Raw genomic sequence first — 20,071 nt, 5'->3', positions numbered from 1 at the left:
TCACACATTTGTCACAATTTCATTATATCATTCATCTTGAACTTCATTTCATAGTAAATTAGGAGGTTTTTATGGATTACTTAACGAACAAAGATTTTTACAAAGCAATATGGCGTTGGCACTTTTATGCTGGAATCATTTTTGCGCCATTTTTAATTATTCTTTCCATTACGGGAGCCATCTACTTATTTAAGCCACAAATTGAATCTGTTTTATACAACGATCTCTATTATGTTCAAGAGGGAGAACATGAGCTAGCCCCAAGCTACGTGATTGAACAAGTCAAAAACACGTATGAAAATGCTACTGTCGTCAGCTATCGTCCGAGCGATGCCCCTAACCGTTCAACAGAAGTGGGCATTGTTTTAGATGGAAAAACTTATATCGTTTTTGTTAACCCATATACCGGCGATATTGTTGGTAAACTCGCAAAAGAAGATAAGCTTATGAATATCATTGTCAAGTTGCACGGCGAGCTCATGGTCGGAACAGTTGGTGATCGAATCGTTGAACTTGCAGCATGTTGGGCCGTTATTTTATTAATAACAGGATTATATTTATGGTGGCCACGAAACCGCTCTTTATATGGCATTGTAAAAATTCGCTTTCATGAAGGAAAGCGCGTCATGTGGAAAGACATTCATTCCGTTCTTGCTATTTGGCTTTCTATGTTTATTTTATTGCTTATTTTAACCGGTTTACCTTGGGCTGGATTTATGGGCGATAAAATTAATCAAATCGCTACAGCCACCCATACAGGATATCCATCTGGATTATGGGATGAAATACCTGAATCTGTTATTCCAACAAAATCGGTCGCAGATGTGCCATGGGCTGCAGAAAATATGCCTGTGCCTGAATCGAAACAAAATGGGGCAATGACGATTCCGGTTGAATCAGTTATTCAAATTGCAAAAGATCGGCATGTTCATCCTGGCTTTTCTATTTACTTCCCTGAAGGAGAAAAAGGAGTATATACCGTTTCCGTCTTTCCGAACTTGCCGCAAGATCAAGCTACATTACATATTGATCAATATAGCGGCGAAGTGTTAGCAGATTTACGCTTTAAAGATTATGGGTGGCTAGCTAAAATGATCGAAATTGGCATTGCCCTTCATGAAGGTCGATATTTCGGCTTATTTAATCAATTGATCGGTCTTGTAACTTGCCTCGGTCTTATTTTCATTGCGTATAGCGGTGTTGTCATGTGGTGGAAACGACGTCCAAAAGGGGCACTTGGGGTACCACCTGCACCACAAAGCAAAAAAGTGATGCGAATAGTCACCTTTATCATTATCGTATTAGGACTTACCATGCCTTTAGTCGCTCTTTCATTAGTCATCGCTTTTATTGCCGATTGGATTGTTATCCGTCGCATTCCAAAATTGCAAACATGGTTCTCGTAAGGAAAAGCGAACAGTGCACCCACTGTTCGCTTTTCTCTACTACAACGGAATATTCCCATGTTTCTTTTTTGGACGTTCTTCCTGTTTATGGCGAAGCATATCGAGCGCTTGAATGAGCTTGATTCTCGTATCGCGCGGATCGATGACGTCATCGACCATACCGTACTTTGCGGCGACATAAGGATTGGCGAATTTGTCGCGATATTCCTCAATTTTTTGCGCTCGCGTTTCTTCTGGGTTCGGACTATTTTCGATGTCGCTTGCGAAAATAATGTTCGCTGCCCCTTGTGGTCCCATAACGGCAATTTCTGCATTTGGCCATGCGTATACGACATCTGCTCCGATCGATTTACTGTTTAATGCAACGTATGCTCCACCATACGCTTTCCGTAAAATGACCGTTATTTTCGGCACCGTCGCTTCCGAATACGCATATAAAATTTTCGCCCCATGTCGAATGATGCCCCCGTGTTCTTGTTTGACTCCTGGGAAAAATCCCGTCACATCTTCAAATGTAATAATTGGGATATTAAACGAGTCGCAAAAGCGAATAAAGCGCGCCGCTTTATCCGATGAGTCAATATCAAGCCCCCCGGCCATAAACTTCGGCTGGTTGCATACAAGTCCGACAACTTCCCCTTTGATGCGGGCAAAACCGATGACAATATTTTTCGCAAAATCTTTTTGTACTTCCATAAACGAACCTTCGTCAACGACTTGCAACACGACGTTTCGCACATCGTATGGACGCACCGCATCAATAGGAATGGCATCCGCTAAATCGGGACGGTAATCGCTTTCCTTTTGTGCAGGTGCAACAGGCGGCTTTTCTTGACAATTTTGTGGAAGATAGCTTAATAGCCGTCGTACTTGCGCAAGCACCTCTTCTTCTGTCGCTCCTGAAAAATGAGCATTTCCGCTAATCGTATTATGAACGCGCGCGCCACCTAAATCTTCTGCGCTAATTTTTTCGCCTGTCACCGTTTCAATCACTTTCGGTCCGGTAATAAACATTTGGCTCGTTTTTTCGACCATAAATACAAAATCAGTAATGGCTGGTGAATAGACAGCCCCTCCTGCACATGGCCCCATAATGACGGAAATTTGTGGAACGACGCCCGAATAAATCGAGTTCCGATAAAAAATATGGCCGTATCCATCAAGCGACAACACGCCTTCTTGAATGCGCGCGCCACCAGAATCGTTTAATCCGATGATTGGAGCTCCTGTTTTCGCCGCTAAATCCATAATATTCGCAATTTTTTTCGCATGCATCTCCCCAAGCGCTCCACCGAATACAGTAAAGTCTTGCGAAAAGACAAATACTGTCCGCCCATCGATTTTACCGTATCCTGTGACAACTCCGTCACCTGGTCCTTTTTTTCCCGCTAATCCAAAATCGGTGCAACGATGTTCAATAAACGGATTTAACTCAACGAACGTCCCTTCATCTAATAAAAGATCGATGCGCTCTCTTGCTGTTAATTTTCCCTTTTCATGCTGCTTTGCAATTTTATCGTCGCCACCGCCTAACTCAATTTCTCGGCGGCGGTCATATAGCTCGTTGATTTTATCGTACATGTCCATTACTGCCCACCGACCTTTTCACAAAGCTCATATAACACGCCTCGGGCTGACTTCGGATGCATAAAAGCGATGTGTGCACCGCCTGCACCGCGCTTCGGTTGCTCGTGAATCATGCGAATGCCGTTATTTTTTAACTCTTCGATGCGCTGTTCGATATGATCAACCCCAAGAGCGACATGATGAATGCCTTCGCCTCGCTTTTCAATAAAAGAAGCAATCGGGCTATGTTCAGAGAGCGGCTCAAGCAGTTCAAGCTTGACATCGCCAACTTTTAAAAATGCTACCCGGACTTGTTCTGATTCGACTGTTTCAATGCCAATGCACGATAAGCCAAGCGTATCCGTATAAAACGGAAGCGCCTCGTCTAACGATTTGACTGCAATACCAATATGATCGACTTTTTTTACTTCCATAAACCCCAACCCCTTTGTTGTTCTCGGTTGCAAACCATCTATGTATTTCGACATCCTTTCTCTTTTTTCCTTCTTTTTTTGCATTTTTCCTGCTTGTTTGCCGCACAGCATGTTTGTACAATAGGAAGCAAGAGGTGAAGAACATGCATTCAAAAAAAGTGCAAAAAATTGTTGTTTATTTAATGCTCGGCTCGATGCTTTTAACTTCTTTGCTCGCTGGATTAAGCATGTGGATATAGAACAAGCTGACCATATTCGGTCAGCTTGTTCTTTGTTTTATTTCAGCGCCCCAGGTTATCAATTTTATTAAAATCATAGAATAATGATAAAGATTTTAACAAAATTGTTTATCCGTCCACGTCGTTTAAGCGACATGTACTCGGATCGGGTGTAACCCCACACCCGCTATCCCATTGGCAAACGCCTTTGGGAATACTTTTCTCATGATGTTGTATGCCCCATTGACATCTGCGTGGATAAGCGTTCCGTTTTCAGATTGAAACAGTCCACGCTTGATTCGTTTTCCTTTGTATTGTTTTTGCTTTTTGATTTCTTCCATGTCTAAAAAACTGCATTTGGATGTATAGCTTTCTTCTGTCACGATGACGCGAATCCCATGCTGTTTTGCTTTGTACTGCAACTGATGAAGAAACGTTTGATACGGAATGTGAACGAATGCTTGATTTGTGCGCTTTCCGAGATGGACTTCACGCTTCCAATCTTTATTCATCCCCACCACAATCGTATCGCAGTCTAAAGACAGCGCATGTTTCATGACAAAGGCACTCGCTTGGTGCATAAAGTTTTCTACGATGCGGTTTCGTTTTTCTGTCATTTTGCTCATTCGTTTTGTCCAATCGAGTCCATTCATCTGTTTCGCTACTTTGCGGTAGTGGCTCATTTGTTTGTTGTAGTATTGATTGACGGATTTTAGACCTTTACCATTGATCACGATTGGTTGTTTGCCCACATTGTTTACAATGGTTGCGAAGTTATCTAAACCCAAATCAATACTGATGTATCTGTTGTAATCTTGTTTTTGCGGTGGAATAGGGATTTTGTAAACGACTTCGACGATGATATGGCGGTGTTTTGGAATGAATCGGACTTGTTGTAGATTTCCTTTCATGTTTGTTTTTAACCGAAACCCTTGAAAACAGGCAGGAAACGTGATGTGTTCATCGACGACTTTACATGATTGATTCGTTAGCACAAGTACATATCGTCCGTCTTTTTTGAGATATTTGGGCGGTTTCGGTCTGCCTGTATATTTGTCTTTGTTTTTTGTCCAATCTTTTATCGACTTAAAAAATGATTGCCAATTTTGATGCAACATTCTTAACGTTTGTTGGGCACATTGAGCCATTGGCATCGCTCGATAGTCTGCATCCATCCCTTCTGTTTTCAGCAGTTTGTCTAGCTTGTTGTAAGAAAGATACGTGCCGTGCTGAAAAAACGTTTGCCTCACTTGATAGTTGGCGAAGTTGTACAAGTTTTTTGACCGAAAACAATACTCATCGATCATCGGATAATACGGATGGTTTGGATAAATGATGTGCCTTTCCACTCGATTCGCCATCATGATCGTTGTTCACCTCGCTTTCTCTTTTACTATATATGTTCATCAGAGAGCCATGCAATAAGATGTAAAAATAATCACGAAAGAAGTGTGATCTCAAATATATTTTATCAAAATTTTTACGATTGAATGAAAAAACAGAACCATACTTTTTACCGAGCTGTTGGAACGATTCATTTGTTTTTACAATCGCTACTTTCGTTCCTAGTGGCACGTTCGGATATAACGCCTCGACATCGCGATTGTGCATGCGCACACATCCTTCTGTTATATAACGTCCAATCGATGACGGTCGATTCGTTCCATGAATCCCATACGTTCGTCCATCTGTCCCGCGCGCATCAAATCCGATCCATCTTGTACCGAGCGGATTGTTCGGGGCGCCGCCTGGAATATTTTTCTTTCGATAGTACGGATTGACCGCCTTCACCGTAACGGTAAATAATCCTTCTGGCGTGAGCGCATTCGTTTTTCCTGTAGCAACACGATATATACGTTCAATTTTTCCATGGCGAATAAAAGCAAGTTGATTCGTTTGTTTGTTAACAATAATCATCGGATCACCAACACGCGGATTGTCTCCAAGCGGCCAAAGCGGTGAAAGAAAAAGAAAGAAAGCAAAAAGAAGCGGCATCATCTCACCCTTTTTCAATTATTGTGCGTAAAAAAAGGGCAACCATACCGCTACAATTGACTTTTGATAATTAAATATTGTTCCATCTCTTTCACAAAATGCAAAAGAGCCGCACGTTGTTCAAACTCCTCGCGCGTTTTTGGTAACGGCATTTGTTGAAACTGTTTTTTCATCTCCTCAAGTTGCCGAATAAAACGATCCGCTGTATTTCCCGGGTGAATCGCATCGCTTAGTTCATCGATAAAATCAGCAATCATATTGCGTTGCTCGACCGTATATGTCATGGAACTAATAAGCGGCAACATCCGCTCAATAATTTCAAATTGCCGTTCGCGCATACGAAAATATCGGTAATAATAATCTTCATTGCGCAAAAAATGATTTTCAATATTTTGCAACGCAAGCGCCTTTGCTTGCTTTAACGTATCGCTCGCTAACGCAATTTCTTTTCCGTCCCATAAACTTTCATTCGTCCGTAAATAATGAACAATTTCTTTAAAAATGATGCGAAATAAGTCTTCTACGATGCGTTGATATTCTTTTAAATCTTTTTCCACGCTCGGCATGTACATATTGACGAGCAAAGCGATGCCGATGCCGATGATCATTAACATCACTTCATTATATACGAGATGCCACGTCATCGCTTTCGCCATATATACATGCAAAATAATGACCGCACTTGTCGCAATTCCTTCCGTCACTTTCAACGAAACGGTCGTCGGAATAAAAAATAACAGCAATAAACCGATCGAAATCGGATGATAACGAAGCCCTTCAAAAAAGAAAAACGAAAACAACAAACCAACTAAACCAGCAACAAACCGAGCGCGCGCTGTTTGCAATGATTTTTTTTTCGTCACTTGAACGCAAAGTAATGTAATAATGCCAGCAGAAGCAAAATTTTCAAGATGTAACGATTGGGCAATCGCAATCGCGCTCGCCGTTCCGATCACCGTTTTCGTCGTTCGATAACCAATTTTTAGCATAGCTATCACACTCCGCCCCTATTATAACACATTCAAATGTAAAAGGTGCCCATCACGGACACCTTTTACATTTGTTCATATAAACGAATTAATTGCTCGGCAGCCATCGTGACAGGCTGTTTTCCTGCCATCACCTCTTGTTCAATAGCCGGCAACTGTTGTTGTACAACTGGATGATGAAAAAAGCGGTTGTGTAAATAATCTTTAATCATCGCATGCAGCCAATCTTTCATCTGTTCTCTTCTTCTTTCCTCAAACACACCCGATTGTTTTGTCGTTTGCACAAACTGTTCGATCACTTCCCAAATTTGTTCAATTCCTTCTCCGTAAAGAGAAGAACATGTATAGGCTTTCGTTTCCCAACCTTTCGTTGCATGGCGCAAGTAGTGTAAAATTTGATTATATTCTTCTTTCGCTACTTCTGCTTTCTTTTTATTGTCGCCATCTGCTTTATTAATGACGATCGCATCGACGAGTTCCATCATTCCTTTTTTCATTCCTTGCAATTCATCACCAGCGCCCGTTAAAGCGAGCAATAAGAAAAAATCAACCATACCGCGCACCGCCACTTCGCTTTGACCAACACCGACCGTTTCCACAAGAATTACATCATATCCAGCTGCTTCACAAAGCAACATCGTCTCGCGCGTTTTGCGATGCACGCCACCGAGCGTCCCGCCTGATGGGGAGGGACGAATAAACGCACGAGGATGGCGCGCTAAATGTTCCATGCGCGTTTTATCGCCAAGAATGCTTCCTCCTGTAATTGAACTGCTCGGATCGACAGCTAATACGGCAACACGATGTCCTTTCTCACATAAAAATTGTCCAAACGCTTCAATAAACGTACTTTTTCCTGCTCCCGGCACACCGGTGATACCAATGCGAATGGAGCGCCCGACATATGGAAGAAGTTCATGCAAAATGCGCTGAGCTTTTTCGGTATGTTTTGCTGCATTGCTTTCAATAAGCGTGATCGCTTGCGCTAAAATGGTGCGATCATGATTCAATACACCTGCAACATATTCCTCAACGGAACGTTCTTTTCGTTTGACCGATCGGTTTTCTTTCGCTAAATGGGCACGATCGTTTCCTTTCACATACGACGTTGCAAACATCTTGCCGTCATCAGCCCATTCAGGCCGAGATGTCCGTTCTTCGCTCATTCACTCACTTCCTCGTAACCGAGTCGCCGATAAATTTCATGCAATACTTTTTGTGCTGCTACCGGGATGATTGTACCTGGTCCAAAAATTGCAGCTGCACCATGTTCATATAAAAATTCGTAGTCTTGTGGTGGAATGACTCCACCAACGACAACGATAATATCTTCACGACCTAATTTTCGCAACTCTTCAACAAGTTGTGGCAACAACGTTTTATGCCCCGCAGCAAGCGAGCTCATGCCGACGACATGGACATCGTTTTCAACCGCTTGCCGAGCTGTTTCTTCTGGTGTTTGAAAGAGAGGACCGATATCGACATCAAACCCTAAATCAGCAAATGCCGTCGCAATCACTTTTGCTCCGCGGTCATGTCCATCTTGTCCCATTTTTGCGATTAAAATGCGTGGTCGTCTTCCTTCTAGCTCGTAAAATTCATCCGTCATTTTTTTGACGCGGGCAATTTCTTCTTCGTTTGTAAACTCGGAACTATATACGCCGCTAACGGAACGAATGACGGCTTTATGCCTGCCTGCTACTTTTTCAATCGCATCAGATATTTCTCCTAACGTCGCCCGAGCGCGCGCTGCCTCTACCGCCAATTCAAGCAAGTTTCCTTCACCTGTTTCTGCTGCTTTCGTAATCGCACGTAGCGTTTGTTGAACGCGTTCTTCATCACGAGAAGCGCGCAACTGTTTTAATTTTTCAATTTGCCGCTCTCTAACGGCCGTATTATCCACTTCTAAAATATCGATCGGTTGTTCTTTTTCTGGACGATATTTATTCACGCCGATAATCGTCTCCGCACCGGAGTCAATTTTTGCTTGCCTTCTTGCCGCAGCTTCTTCGATGCGCATTTTTGGCAAACCTGTTTCAATCGCTTTCGCCATTCCGCCGAGATTTTCGATTTCTTCAATATGAGCCCATGCACGCTTCATTAATTCGTTCGTTAACGTTTCCACATAATACGAACCTGCCCATGGGTCAATGACTTGGCAAATGCCTGTTTCTTCTTGTAAATAAAGCTGCGTGTTGCGTGCGATGCGAGCGGAAAAGTCCGTCGGTAATGCAATTGCCTCATCAAGCGCATTTGTATGAAGCGACTGCGTATGTCCCATCGCTGCGGCATGCGCTTCTAAACATGTGCGCACGACATTATTAAACGGATCTTGTTCAGTTAAGCTCCATCCCGATGTTTGCGAATGCGTGCGAAGGGCGAGCGATTTTTGGTTTTTCGGGTTAAATGTTTTCATCATTTTCGCCCAAATGATTCGCGCTGCCCGCATTTTTGCTACTTCCATAAAATAGTTCATCCCAATCGCCCAGAAAAACGATAGGCGCGGAGCAAATGAATCGATGTCAATGCCTGCTTTTAGTCCTGTGCGCACATACTCTAATCCATCCGCAAGCGTATAAGCGAGTTCAATATCTGCAGGTGCTCCTGCTTCTTGCATATGGTAACCTGAAATGCTTATGCTGTTGAATTTCGGCATATGTTTTGACGTATACGCAAAAATGTCTGCGATAATACGCATGGACATTTCTGGTGGATAAATGTACGTATTCCGCACCATATATTCCTTTAAAATGTCATTTTGAATCGTTCCAGATAGCTGTTCTTGTTTTACTCCTTGTTCTTCAGCCGTCACAATGTAAAACGCCATAATTGGCAATACGGCACCGTTCATCGTCATCGATACGGACATTTGGTCAAGCGGGATGCCGTCAAATAACGTTTTCATATCTAACACAGAATCAATGGCGACCCCTGCCTTGCCGACATCCCCGATAACGCGCGGATGGTCGGAGTCGTATCCTCGATGTGTTGCAAGATCAAAAGCGACAGACAGCCCTTTTTGACCCATCGCTAAGTTGCGACGATAAAATGCATTGCTTTCTTCCGCTGTCGAAAAGCCAGCGTATTGACGAATCGTCCATGGGCGATTGACGTACATCGATGGATATGGTCCACGAACGTACGGCGGAATGCCCGGCATATAGTCAAGAAAATCGAGGTCTGCTATATCTTCTTTCGTATATAGCGGTTTGATCGCAATATGTTCGTTTGTTTGGAATACGAGCTCATCGAATGTTGCTCTTACTTTTTGTTCGATCGCTTTTTTCCACGTTTGTTCATCAACTGGCTTTCCATATTGTAACGATCGATTGGCAAAATTAATTTTCCCCATCCACGTTCACCCCCATATCTTTCATAAATGCGAAAATCGTATCGTAGCAGTTCGAACCGATATGAATGAATCCATTGACGCCCGCTTCTATAAACGTTGCTTCAATATGTGATGGTAGCTTTCCTGCGACATATATGCGAACATCGCTTTTTTTCGTTTTTACTTGACGCACAATATGCGGAACGGCATCTACATAATCATCATCTGTCCCGCAAATGATATAATGCGTTCCGTTTGCTTCAAGTATGCCGTTGACGGCTTCCTCTATCGTCATATAACCGTCATTTTTTACGACCGTAAATCCTCCCGCTTCAAAAAAGCCTGTTATAAAATCGGCGCGCGCTTTATGTTTTGGAATGGAACCGAGATTTACAAGATGCACAGTTGGACGCTGACCGCTTGTTTCTGCATGGCGTTCCGATGCTTTGCGAAGCTGTTCAAACGGCTCAGATAAACGCCATTGTCGAATCGGTGACACAATCACGGCTGAACTTTCCTTTTCATGTATAACATGTTGAGCGATCGCTCGACGTTTAACAAGCGAAAGCGCCTCTTCCATTGTTTTTATATCGATATACATATGATTGCTTCCGTAAGAAGTGTACGTATGTTTCGGTGCTGACGGCTCAGCGATGTTTGCATATACGTTCGTTCCGACGATCTTTTCTTTTCTTTCTTTCACATGTTGTTCGCGTTGTTTTGCTACGTTTTCAATTTCCTTTTGCACAAATCCACATTGAAGCGCTTTTGTCATCCCGCCTTGCGCTTCGATTTGTTGAAATAATTTCCAAGATTCTTCTGCTATTTGTGCTGTCAACGTTTCTACATAATACGATCCGCCAGCTGGGTCAATCACTTTTCCGATATGAGCTTCTTCTAACAAAATAAGTTGTGTGTTTCTAGCGATGCGCTCTGCAAATTCATCTTCTGTTGCAAACGGTTCGTTAAATGGTGAAACATGAAGGCTGTTTGCTCCACCGACGATCGCAGCAAACGCTTCTGTCGTTGCGCGAAGCATGTTGACGTACGGATCGTATACCGTTTTCGTAAAATACGACGTACGCGCATGAATGGATAGTTTTTGCGCTTGTTCGCTTCCTCCGAACGCTTGCACAATGTTTGACCAAATGAGCCGCGCAGCACGTAGCTTCGCAATTTCTATAAAGAAATGTGAGCCAACTGGGAAAGAAAAATCGATACGGTTGGCTACGTCATCAATCGTTAATCCACGCTCGAGACATTCGTTTATATACTCTACGGCTGAGGCAAAAGTAAATGCAAGCTGTTGAATCGCATGCCCTCCCCCATTATGATACGGATCGGCATGAACGAGGATTGTTTTCACATGTGGCATATGTGTTTTCGCCCATTTCGTCACATCTGCCATGACATCATATAAAGTAGAAAGCGACATAGGAAGCTTTCCTGTGATCGTCAATGAATGAAGTGGATCCATTCCGATCGTCCCGCGCATGCGACTAAGCGGCTGTCCACTTTCCTCAATATATGCGACAAAAAGCGGAAGAAACGGAAATGCACATGCCCCTGTATCGATGCGAAGCGAGTAATTTTCTAAAGAAATGTTTGAAAACATCGTTTTTATTTGTTCTATCGTTTGAATAACAAATTTTAGCTTCGGCAATACGACATGAATTTCTGTCTGTCCACGTTCAAGTTGATGTTTCATGAGCTCATTCCATCGTTCAGGTGTCGAAGCCTCGCACTGTTGACTGACTTCCCACGCTTTTTTTATATATCCTTCTACTTCTGTTCCGCGCACATATGAAGGAAAACCTGGATATTGTTCAATAGGCAACCCCTCTACATCAGCGCGTGTATAAATCGGTTTTAATTGAATTTGCTCATATGTTGTGGCATATAACCGATCAAACGGTTTTCCTTTTAGCGATTTCTCCACTTCTTGTTTCCATTCGTCGTAGCTTGGAATCGGAAACGATATTTGTTTCATTGTAGCACCCCATCCCCCTTTGTTGTTGAAACGCTTTCTTTTCTTATTTTTGAAAATATTCGTTACATTTTTTATTGTAGTACATCGTCGAAAGGAAGAAAAGAGAAATCGTTGATATAAGAAGAAGAGGATAACTATTCGTTACCCTCCTCATCATCATTAGTAAATTGGTGTGTTTTCTTTTGTGACATGCTCTAAAATTTCTTTGACACGCGCTAAAAAGCGACCGCAAATTAAACCATCGAGCACGCGATGATCTAGCGATAAGCAAAGGTTAACCATATCGCGAATCGCAATCATGCCGTCTTTTACAACCGGGCGTTTCACGATCGATTCAACTTGTAAAATCGCTGCTTGCGGGTAGTTAATGATTCCCATCGATTGCACCGAACCGAACGAACCTGTGTTATTGACTGTAAATGTGCCCCCTTGCATATCTTCCGGACGGAGCTTACCTGCGCGCACTTTTGCGGCTAATTCAGCAATTTCACGCGCAATTCCTTTAATTGATTTTTCATCAGCATGTTTAATGACTGGAACGAATAAGGCGTCATCTGTTGCTACGGCAATTGAAATGTTAATATCTTTCTTTTGAACAATTTTATCTCCTGCCCACATCGAGTTCATTTGTGGGAATTCTTTTAACGCTTGAGCCACCGCTTTTACAAAAAACGCAAAATACGTTAAGTTAAAGCCTTCGCGCTTTTTAAATTCGTCTTTAATCGAATCGCGATAAGCAACTAAGTTTGTTACATCGACTTCAACCATCGTCCATGCGTGCGGTGCTTCATGTTTGCTGCGAAGCATATTTGTCGCAATCGCTTTTCGAACTGGTGTCACTGGAATTTCAATATCACCTGGTTGAACCGGTACGTTAGGCGCAGCGGCTTGTTTCGGTGTTGCCGCAACTGAAGCTTCCGCTTTTGGCGCTTCTTGCACCGACTGCACAGACTCTTGAACCGGAGCGGTTGGCGCTTGTCCAGGCGTTGGAATGTTGCCGGATTCGATCAATTTCAACAAGTCTTTGCGCGTAATGCGTCCACCCATGCCTGTTCCTCGTACTTGTTCAAGGTCGATGTTGTGCTCTTGGGCAAGGCGAAGAACGGCTGGCGAATAGCGGCCTCTTTCTCCCGCCGGTTTTTTCGGCATTGCTGCTTGCGCTGGCGCTGCCGGAGCTTCCGCTTTCGGTGCTTCTTCTTGTTTCGTTTCCGCCGTTTCTATGCCTTCTCCTTCGACTTCAATCGTACAAATGACGGCGCCAACTGGCAACGTTTCCCCTTCTTTTGCGATAATTTCTTTAATGACACCAGCAAATGAAGATGGAATTTCTGCATTCACTTTATCTGTCATCACTTCGGCAAGCGGATCATATTTGTTGACACGAGTGCCAACAGATACGAGCCATTGACTAATCGTCCCTTCCGTTACACTTTCCCCAAGCTGTGGCATCGTAATTTTCTCAATCGCCATCGTGACTCCTCCTTAAAACTGCGCCAATTCGCGCATCGCCTTTTCGACTTTATCTGGGTTGACCATAAAGAATTTTTCCATCGTTGGCGCATATGGCATAGCTGGAACGTCTGGACCAGCTAGTCGCATAATTGGTGCGTCTAAATCGAATAAGCAATGTTCTGCAATAATCGCCGCTACTTCGCTCATGACGCTTCCTTCTTTATTGTCCTCTGTCACAAGCAATACTTTTCCTGTTTTGCTTGCTGCTTCAATAATCGCTTCTTTATCGAGCGGATAGACGGTACGCAAATCTAAAATGTGAGCGGAAATGCCTTCTTGCGCCAATTTTTCAGCAGCTTGCAAAGCAAAATGAACGCATAAGCCGTACGTAATAACTGTAATGTCTTCTCCTTCACGTTTGACATCTGCTTTACCGATCGGAAGCACATAGTCGTCTGTTGGAACTTCCCCTTTAATGAGACGATATGCGCGCTTATGCTCAAAGAACAACACTGGATCTTCATCACGAATCGCCGCTTTTAATAATCCTTTCACATCGTACGGTGTAGACGGCATAACGATTTTTAATCCCGGCTGATTTGCAAAAATCGCTTCAACAGATTGGGAATGATATAACGCTCCGTGAACGCCGCCACCATATGGAGCACGAATAACAATCGGACAATTCCAATCGTTATTCGAACGATAACGAATGCGCGCCGCTTCAGAAATAATTTGGTTGACAGCAGGCATAATAAAATCCGCAAATTGAATTTCAGCAATTGGGCGTAATCCGTACATCGCTGCACCGATCCCGACACCAACAATCGCAGATTCCGCTAACGGCGTATCAATGACTCGCTCTTCCCCAAATTGATCATAAAGCCCTTGCGTCGCTTTAAATACGCCCCCTTTTTTTCCAACATCTTCTCCAAGTACGAATACGCGCGGGTCACGTTCCATTTCTTCGCGAATGGCCATCGTAACGGCATCGATATATGAAATGACAGGCATGTTTATTCCTCCTCTGCGTACACGTATTTCAACGCATGTTCTGGTTGTGCGTATGGTGCTTTTTCGGCGTAGTCTGTCGCTTCGTTTACTTGTTTCATCACGCGATCAACAATTTCTTTTTCCAGCTCATCCGTTAATACGCCTACTTCTTTTAAGTAGTTCGCAAATAAATAAATTGGATCTTTTGATTTTGCTTCTGCAATTTCTTCTGGCGTACGATATGCACGATCGTCATCGTCTGATGAATGCGCTGTTAAACGATAAGCAACCGTTTCAATTAATGTTGGTCCTTCACCACGACGCGCACGATCTGCTGCTTCTTTTACGACGCGATATACTTCAAGCGGATCTGTACCGTCTACTGTATATCCTGGCATGCCATAGCCGATCGCACGGTCTGACACTTTTTCGCATGCTAATTGTTTTTCAATTGGAACAGAGATGGCATATTTATTGTTTTCGCACATAAAGATGACCGGCAGCTTATGAACACCTGCAAAGTTTGCTCCTTCGTGGAAGTCACCTTGGTTCGAAGACCCTTCTCCAAATGTAACGAACGATACGAAATCTTTTTTCTCCATTTTTGCTGCTAACGCAATGCCAACCGCATGTGGCACTTGTGTTGTAACAGGGGAAGAACCTGTGACGATTCGGTTTTTCTTTTTCCCGAAATGCCCTGGCATTTGGCGACCGCCAGAGTTTGGATCTTCCGCTTTCGCAAATGCTGAAAGCATCAATTCTGTCGGTGTCATACCGAACGTTAATACAACACCCATGTCACGATAATACGGCAAGATGTAATCTTTCGTGCGATCTAAAGCGAATGCCGCCCCTACTTGCGCCGCTTCTTGTCCTTGGCAAGAGATAACGAACGGAATTTTACCTGCGCGGTTTAACAACCACATCCGCTCGTCAATTTTACGCGCTAACACCATCGTTTCATACATTTGTAAAACGGTTTCATCGCTTAAACCGAGTTGTTTATGACGATTTTCCGCCATCATTCATTCCTCCTTTAAAAATGAATCGCTTTTCCGTCAACAGCAAGCGCCGCTTCCATCATCGCTTCTGACAGCGTCGGATGCGGATGAATCGTGTGGGCAATTTCCCAAGGTGTTGCATTGAGCACACGCGCTAATCCAGCTTCAGAAATCATATCCGTTACATGTGGGCCAACCATATGCACACCGAGTACATCATCTGTTTTTGCATCGGCGACGATTTTTACAAATCCTTCAGCTTCCCCGTACACAAGCGCTTTGCCGATCGCTTTAAACGGAAATTTGCCGACTTTCACGTCATATCCTTTTGTTTTCGCTTCTTCTTCTGTTAAACCAACGCTTGCCGCTTCAGGACGACTGTAAATACATTTTGGCACCATCGTATAATCGAGTGGATGAACAGTATTTCCAGCAAGATGTTCAATCGCGATGATTCCTTCATGTGAAGCGACATGGGCAAGTTGCAAACCACCGATCACATCGCCAATCGCATAAATATGTTTTTCTTTCGTTTGATAATACTCGTTTGTTTGAATAAATCCTTTTTCAATAACAACATCGGTATTTTCCAATCCGATTCCTTCAACGTTTGCTTGACGTCCGACGGAAACGAGCATTTTTTCAGCTGTAAACGTTTCGTTTTGTCCATTGATCTCTACTTCAATGCGTACACCGTTCTCAACAACGAGCGTGTCAGGCAATACTTTTGCCTTTGTAACGATGCGTACACCACGTTGTTTTAATATTTTTTCTATTTCTTTTGATACGTCGCGATCTTCCGTTGGTAAAATGCGATCAGCATATTCAACGACCGTGACATCTACGCCAAAATCGTTTAACATTGACGCCCATTCAATTCCAATGACTCCGCCACCGACGATGATAATGGAAGCTGGCAACGTTTCCATGCGCAACGCTTCATCGGACGTCATAACGAATTGTCCATCAATGGTTAACCCCGGTAACGTGCGCGGACGAGATCCTGTTGCAATCACGACGTATTTTGGTACGAGCATTTCATTTTCCGTTCCATCATTCATCTCAACAGAAATCGTTCCAGGCATCGGTGAAAAGATGGAAGGTCCTAAAATGCGTCCCGTTCCTTCATATACATCAATTTTTCCTTTTTTCATTAACATGTGGATCCCTTTATGCAGTTGATCAATGATCGCCTGTTTGCGCGCTTGTACTTGAGCAAAATCTAAACGCACTTCCCTAGCAAACACGCCAAACGTTTCGCTTTGTTTCGTTTGAGCATACACTTCTGCGCTGCGCAATAACGCTTTGCTCGGGATACATCCTGCATGCAAACACGTTCCCCCAAGCTTTCCTTTTTCAACAACCGCTGTTTTTAAACCGAGTTGGGCCGCACGAATGGCGGCAACATATCCGCCCGTTCCACCGCCAAGTATCACGACATCGTACTCTTTAGCCATCGTTTCATCCCCTTAAACTGTTGTTTTGACCGCTTGTGGATATTGTTTCGCTTCTTCTTCTCCACGCAACACGCGAAGTGCCCCTTCAGCAAGTGCCTGCAATTCATTTTCCCCTGGTTGCACGATGACATCGGCAATCCATTGTACCCGATCAGCAATTTCTTTCACAAACTGTTTTCCGTATGCTAAACCACCCGTTAAAATGATGGCATCCACTTTCCCGGCTAACACTGCGCTTGCAGCTCCAATTTCTTTCGCTACTTGGTATGCCATCGCGCTATAAACGAGTTTCGCTTTTTCATCACCATTTTCAATCATTTTTTCAACTTTCACCGCATCATTCGTCCCTAAATACCCAACAAGACCTCCTCCTCCAACGAGCATGCGCATCACTTCTTCACGATAATACTCACCAGAGAAACAAAGGGAGACGAGATCGCCAGCTGGAACAGTCCCAGCACGTTCCGGGCTAAACGGACCTTCCCCATCTAATCCGTTATTGACATCAATGACGCGCCCACATTTATGCGCGCCAACAGTAATTCCACCGCCCATATGTGCGACGATGAAATTGACTTCTTCATACGCTTTCCCCATCTGTTTGGCGACGCGACGAGCAACCGCTTTTTGATTTAATGCATGGAAAATGCTGCGACGCTCGATTAACGAGAAACCGGAAATGCGAGCGATCGGATCAAGTTCGTCTACAACGACTGGGTCGACAATAAATGCTGGGATATTTAATGCAGAAGCAATTTCGTGAGCTAAAATGCCCCCGAGATTTGACGCGTGCTGACCAGAGTATCCACGTCTTAAGTCTTGTAACATTGCCTCATTGACAGCATACGTACCGCCTTCGATCGGGCGAAGTAAGCCTCCGCGTCCGCATACCGCATCGAGCTTTGAAATATTTATCCCTTCATGATCAAGCGTTTCTAAAATCGTTTGTTTACGAAATTCATATTGGTCAATGATTTTTTTATACGCTCGTAACGCCTCTGTATCATGACGAATCGTTTTTTCAAAAATGGAGCGTTCATTATGAAAAACGCCAATTTTTGTTGACGTCGATCCCGGATTAATGACTAAGATGCGAAATGAATGTTCTTGCAATGTTTGCCCCTCCATTTTTATCATCGACAAAGCGAGAACGAACGTCCTCGCTTTGTTATGTTTAACGTGTGCGACGACGGCTTAAAATGTGTTGACCGTTTTGTAAAAATTGGCTGCGTGATTGACGCATTTTTGCAATGCGCTCTTCAGCTAAACGGTCTGCTGCTTGGTATGTCGGAATGCCGTCACGCTTCGCAATTTCGATGACTTTTTCAATATTGTTATAAATTTGTTCAACTTTTTTCATCGCGCGTTCGCGGTTATATCCGTATAGCTCATCCGCTACGTTAATGACACCGCCCGCGTTAATCACATAGTCTGGCGCATAAACGATACCCATTTCATGAATGATGTCGCCATGTCTTGCTTCGCGCAATTGGTTGTTCGCAGCGCCTGCAATGACTTTCGCTTTTAATTGAGGAATCGTTTGATCGTTAATCACACCGCCAAGGGCACACGGAGCGAAAATGTCGCAGTCTACGCTGTAAATATCGTTCGGGTCAACGGCTTGTGCGCCAAACTCTTCAACAACGCGTTGCACCGCTTCTTTATTAATGTCTGTAACGATAAGCTTCGCCCCTTCTTCATGAAGATGACGACATAAATTGTAAGCGACATTACCGACTCCTTGTACCGCGATCACTTTTCCTTCAAGTGAATCGCTACCGAAAGCCTCTTTCGCTGCTGCTTTCATGCCACGATAAACGCCGTACGCAGTAACCGGAGAAGGGTTTCCAGACGAACCGAATGCTGGTGAAATCCCTGTTACATAGTCTGTTTCCTCGTAAATAATATCCATATCAGCAACGGTTGTACCAACGTCCTCCGCTGTAATGTAGCGACCGTTTAATCCTTGAATAAAGCGACCGAACGCACGGAACATCGCTTCGTTTTTATCTTTCCGCGGATCCCCAATGATGACCGCTTTTCCACCGCCAAGATTTAACCCAGCTGCTGCGTTTTTATACGTCATCCCACGCGCTAAACGAAGCGCATCTTCAATCGCTGCATCTTCTGATTCATACATCCACATGCGCGTGCCGCCTAATGCTGGTCCAAGTGTTGTATCATGAATAGCGATAATCGCTTTCAATCCTGATTCTTTATCTTGGCAAAATACTAATTGCTCATAGTCGTATTGCTCCATATATTTGAAAATCTCCATCTTTCGTTCCCCCTTGTTATTCGTTCGTTGCACAAATGGCTAATGCTAATGAATACAATTTACTTTCTGCTGAATCCGCGCGCGATGTTAATACAATTGGTGCTTTCGCGCCAGCAATGATCGCTCCGACTTGCGCGCGGGCAAAATAGACGAGCGATTTATATAGCACATTCCCTGTTTCAATGTTCGGTACAACTAAAATATCAGCATGTCCTGCCACCGAACTTTCAATGCCTTTATGTTGGGCAGATTCAACGGAAATGGCATTATCTAAAGCGAGCGGGCCATCGACGATACAATCTTTTAGCTGTCCGCGTTGATTCATAAGCGACAACGCTGCTGCATCAATCGTAGCTGGCATCGCTGGATTCACAACTTCAACAGCGGCGAGCGGCGCAACTTTCGGTGTATGAATACCAATCGCTTTCGCCACTTGTACCGCATTCATAATGATTTCTGTTTTTTGTTGCAAATCAGGCGCAATGTTCATCGCGGCATCTGTGACGAGAATCGGCCGTCCATAATGTGGCACATCAAACAAAGCAACATGTGATAACACACGGCCTGTGCGAAGTCCATATTCTTTATTGAGCACTGCTTTTAAAATCGTTGCTGTCGGTACGTTCCCTTTCATTAAGACGCTTGCTTCTTTTCCATGTACCGCTTTGACGGCCATGTGAGCTGATTCTTCTTTTGTCGAAGCATGAACGATGCGGATGGCATCGCGATTTTCGTCTTGAACATATTCGGGAACAAGACGCGATAAAACGGATTCATCGCCATATAAAATAAATCGCCCGAATCCTGCTTGTAACGCTTGTGCGACTGCTTTTAACACCTCTTCGTCTTCAGCTGCCGCAACAGCTATGGTTGCTTCAGGAAATTGGGTTGCTTTGGTGATTAACGATTGTAGCTTCATCTCATCTGCTCAACCCCTTTGTTTTTTCGTCACTTTTTATTC

General features: G+C 43.7%; 16 protein-coding genes and 1 pseudogene. 2 read left to right on the top strand and 15 right to left on the bottom strand.

Annotation, left to right across the window (positions count from 1 at the left end; genetic code table 11):
• The first annotated feature begins 71 nt into the window (after positions 1 to 71).
• The gene (locus JV16_RS04045) at positions 72 to 1,406 is read left to right on the top strand and encodes a PepSY-associated TM helix domain-containing protein (protein ID WP_042534340.1); all 1,335 of its coding nucleotides are present in this window, start codon (positions 72 to 74) and stop codon (positions 1,404 to 1,406) included.
• A 39-nt stretch (positions 1,407 to 1,445) separates the two neighbouring features.
• Here JV16_RS04045 and JV16_RS04040 read toward each other — a convergent pair whose 3' ends face one another.
• Both JV16_RS04040 and mce read right to left on the bottom strand, forming a co-directional pair.
• Positions 1,446 to 2,993 carry an acyl-CoA carboxylase subunit beta gene (locus JV16_RS04040; protein WP_042534338.1) on the bottom strand — a complete coding sequence of 516 codons (1,548 nt, stop codon included), beginning with the start codon at positions 2,991 to 2,993 and terminating at the stop codon, positions 1,446 to 1,448.
• Entirely contained in the window at positions 2,993 to 3,406 is a 414-nt protein-coding gene (gene mce / locus JV16_RS04035) for a methylmalonyl-CoA epimerase (RefSeq protein ID WP_035063622.1), read from the bottom strand. The genes JV16_RS04040 and mce overlap by 1 nt, the downstream gene beginning before the upstream one ends.
• Before the next feature lie 143 nt (positions 3,407 to 3,549).
• On the opposite strand from mce, the gene prli42 reads away from it, so the two are divergent.
• Positions 3,550 to 3,645, top strand: a complete 96-nt coding sequence (gene prli42 / locus JV16_RS15495; RefSeq protein ID WP_009373849.1) for a stressosome-associated protein Prli42 — start codon at positions 3,550 to 3,552, stop codon at positions 3,643 to 3,645.
• A 125-nt stretch (positions 3,646 to 3,770) separates the two neighbouring features.
• Here prli42 and JV16_RS04030 read toward each other — a convergent pair whose 3' ends face one another.
• The 13 genes and pseudogenes from JV16_RS04030 to yqiS all read right to left on the bottom strand — a co-directional run bounded on the left by JV16_RS04030 (position 3,771) and on the right by yqiS (position 20,029).
• The gene (locus JV16_RS04030) at positions 3,771 to 4,988 is read right to left on the bottom strand and encodes an RNA-guided endonuclease InsQ/TnpB family protein (RefSeq protein ID WP_042534336.1); all 1,218 of its coding nucleotides are present in this window, start codon (positions 4,986 to 4,988) and stop codon (positions 3,771 to 3,773) included.
• Positions 4,989 to 5,121: 133 nt separating this feature from the next.
• Positions 5,122 to 5,619 (bottom strand): annotated as a pseudogene (locus JV16_RS04025) (L,D-transpeptidase); the annotation flags it as partial.
• Positions 5,620 to 5,669: 50 nt separating this feature from the next.
• Positions 5,670 to 6,608 carry an aromatic acid exporter family protein gene (locus JV16_RS04020; RefSeq protein ID WP_042534334.1) on the bottom strand — a complete coding sequence of 313 codons (939 nt, stop codon included), beginning with the start codon at positions 6,606 to 6,608 and terminating at the stop codon, positions 5,670 to 5,672.
• Between the two features lie 65 nt (positions 6,609 to 6,673).
• Positions 6,674 to 7,774, bottom strand: coding sequence for a methylmalonyl Co-A mutase-associated GTPase MeaB (meaB, locus tag JV16_RS04015; RefSeq protein ID WP_021095270.1), 1,101 nt, complete (start codon positions 7,772 to 7,774; stop codon positions 6,674 to 6,676).
• Entirely contained in the window at positions 7,771 to 9,960 is a 2,190-nt protein-coding gene (gene scpA, locus JV16_RS04010; RefSeq protein ID WP_042534332.1) for a methylmalonyl-CoA mutase, read from the bottom strand. The genes meaB and scpA overlap by 4 nt, the downstream gene beginning before the upstream one ends.
• Positions 9,947 to 11,929, bottom strand: a complete 1,983-nt coding sequence (locus tag JV16_RS04005; RefSeq protein WP_042534330.1) for a methylmalonyl-CoA mutase family protein — start codon at positions 11,927 to 11,929, stop codon at positions 9,947 to 9,949. Before JV16_RS04005 ends, scpA begins: the two co-directional genes overlap by 14 nt.
• A gap of 159 nt (positions 11,930 to 12,088) precedes the next feature.
• Positions 12,089 to 13,399 (bottom strand): dihydrolipoamide acetyltransferase family protein, encoded by a 1,311-nt coding sequence (locus JV16_RS04000; RefSeq protein WP_042534328.1) that lies wholly within the window; start codon positions 13,397 to 13,399, stop codon positions 12,089 to 12,091.
• A 12-nt stretch (positions 13,400 to 13,411) separates the two neighbouring features.
• Complete coding sequence (locus tag JV16_RS03995) at positions 13,412 to 14,395, bottom strand: alpha-ketoacid dehydrogenase subunit beta (protein ID WP_003394199.1); 984 nt, start codon at positions 14,393 to 14,395, stop codon at positions 13,412 to 13,414.
• Positions 14,396 to 14,397: 2 nt separating this feature from the next.
• Positions 14,398 to 15,396, bottom strand: a complete 999-nt coding sequence (locus JV16_RS03990) for a thiamine pyrophosphate-dependent dehydrogenase E1 component subunit alpha (protein WP_021095266.1) — start codon at positions 15,394 to 15,396, stop codon at positions 14,398 to 14,400.
• 14 nt (positions 15,397 to 15,410) lie between these two features.
• Complete coding sequence (gene lpdA, locus JV16_RS03985) at positions 15,411 to 16,832, bottom strand: dihydrolipoyl dehydrogenase (RefSeq protein WP_042534324.1); 1,422 nt, start codon at positions 16,830 to 16,832, stop codon at positions 15,411 to 15,413.
• A 12-nt stretch (positions 16,833 to 16,844) separates the two neighbouring features.
• Entirely contained in the window at positions 16,845 to 17,945 is a 1,101-nt protein-coding gene (gene buk, locus JV16_RS03980) for a butyrate kinase (protein ID WP_042534322.1), read from the bottom strand.
• A gap of 61 nt (positions 17,946 to 18,006) precedes the next feature.
• Positions 18,007 to 19,110: a branched-chain amino acid dehydrogenase gene (gene bcd / locus JV16_RS03975; RefSeq protein ID WP_009373861.1), complete on the bottom strand. Its 1,104-nt coding sequence runs from the start codon at positions 19,108 to 19,110 to the stop codon at positions 18,007 to 18,009.
• A 16-nt stretch (positions 19,111 to 19,126) separates the two neighbouring features.
• Positions 19,127 to 20,029 carry a phosphate butyryltransferase gene (yqiS, locus tag JV16_RS03970; RefSeq protein ID WP_042534320.1) on the bottom strand — a complete coding sequence of 301 codons (903 nt, stop codon included), beginning with the start codon at positions 20,027 to 20,029 and terminating at the stop codon, positions 19,127 to 19,129.
• Between the last annotated feature and the right edge of the window lie 42 nt (positions 20,030 to 20,071).

The organism is Anoxybacillus ayderensis, from assembly GCF_000833605.1.
Classification (GTDB): domain Bacteria; phylum Bacillota; class Bacilli; order Bacillales; family Anoxybacillaceae; genus Anoxybacillus; species Anoxybacillus ayderensis.
Note: the sequence above shows the minus strand (reverse complement) of the source record. Positions and strands in the feature narration are given on the sequence as shown.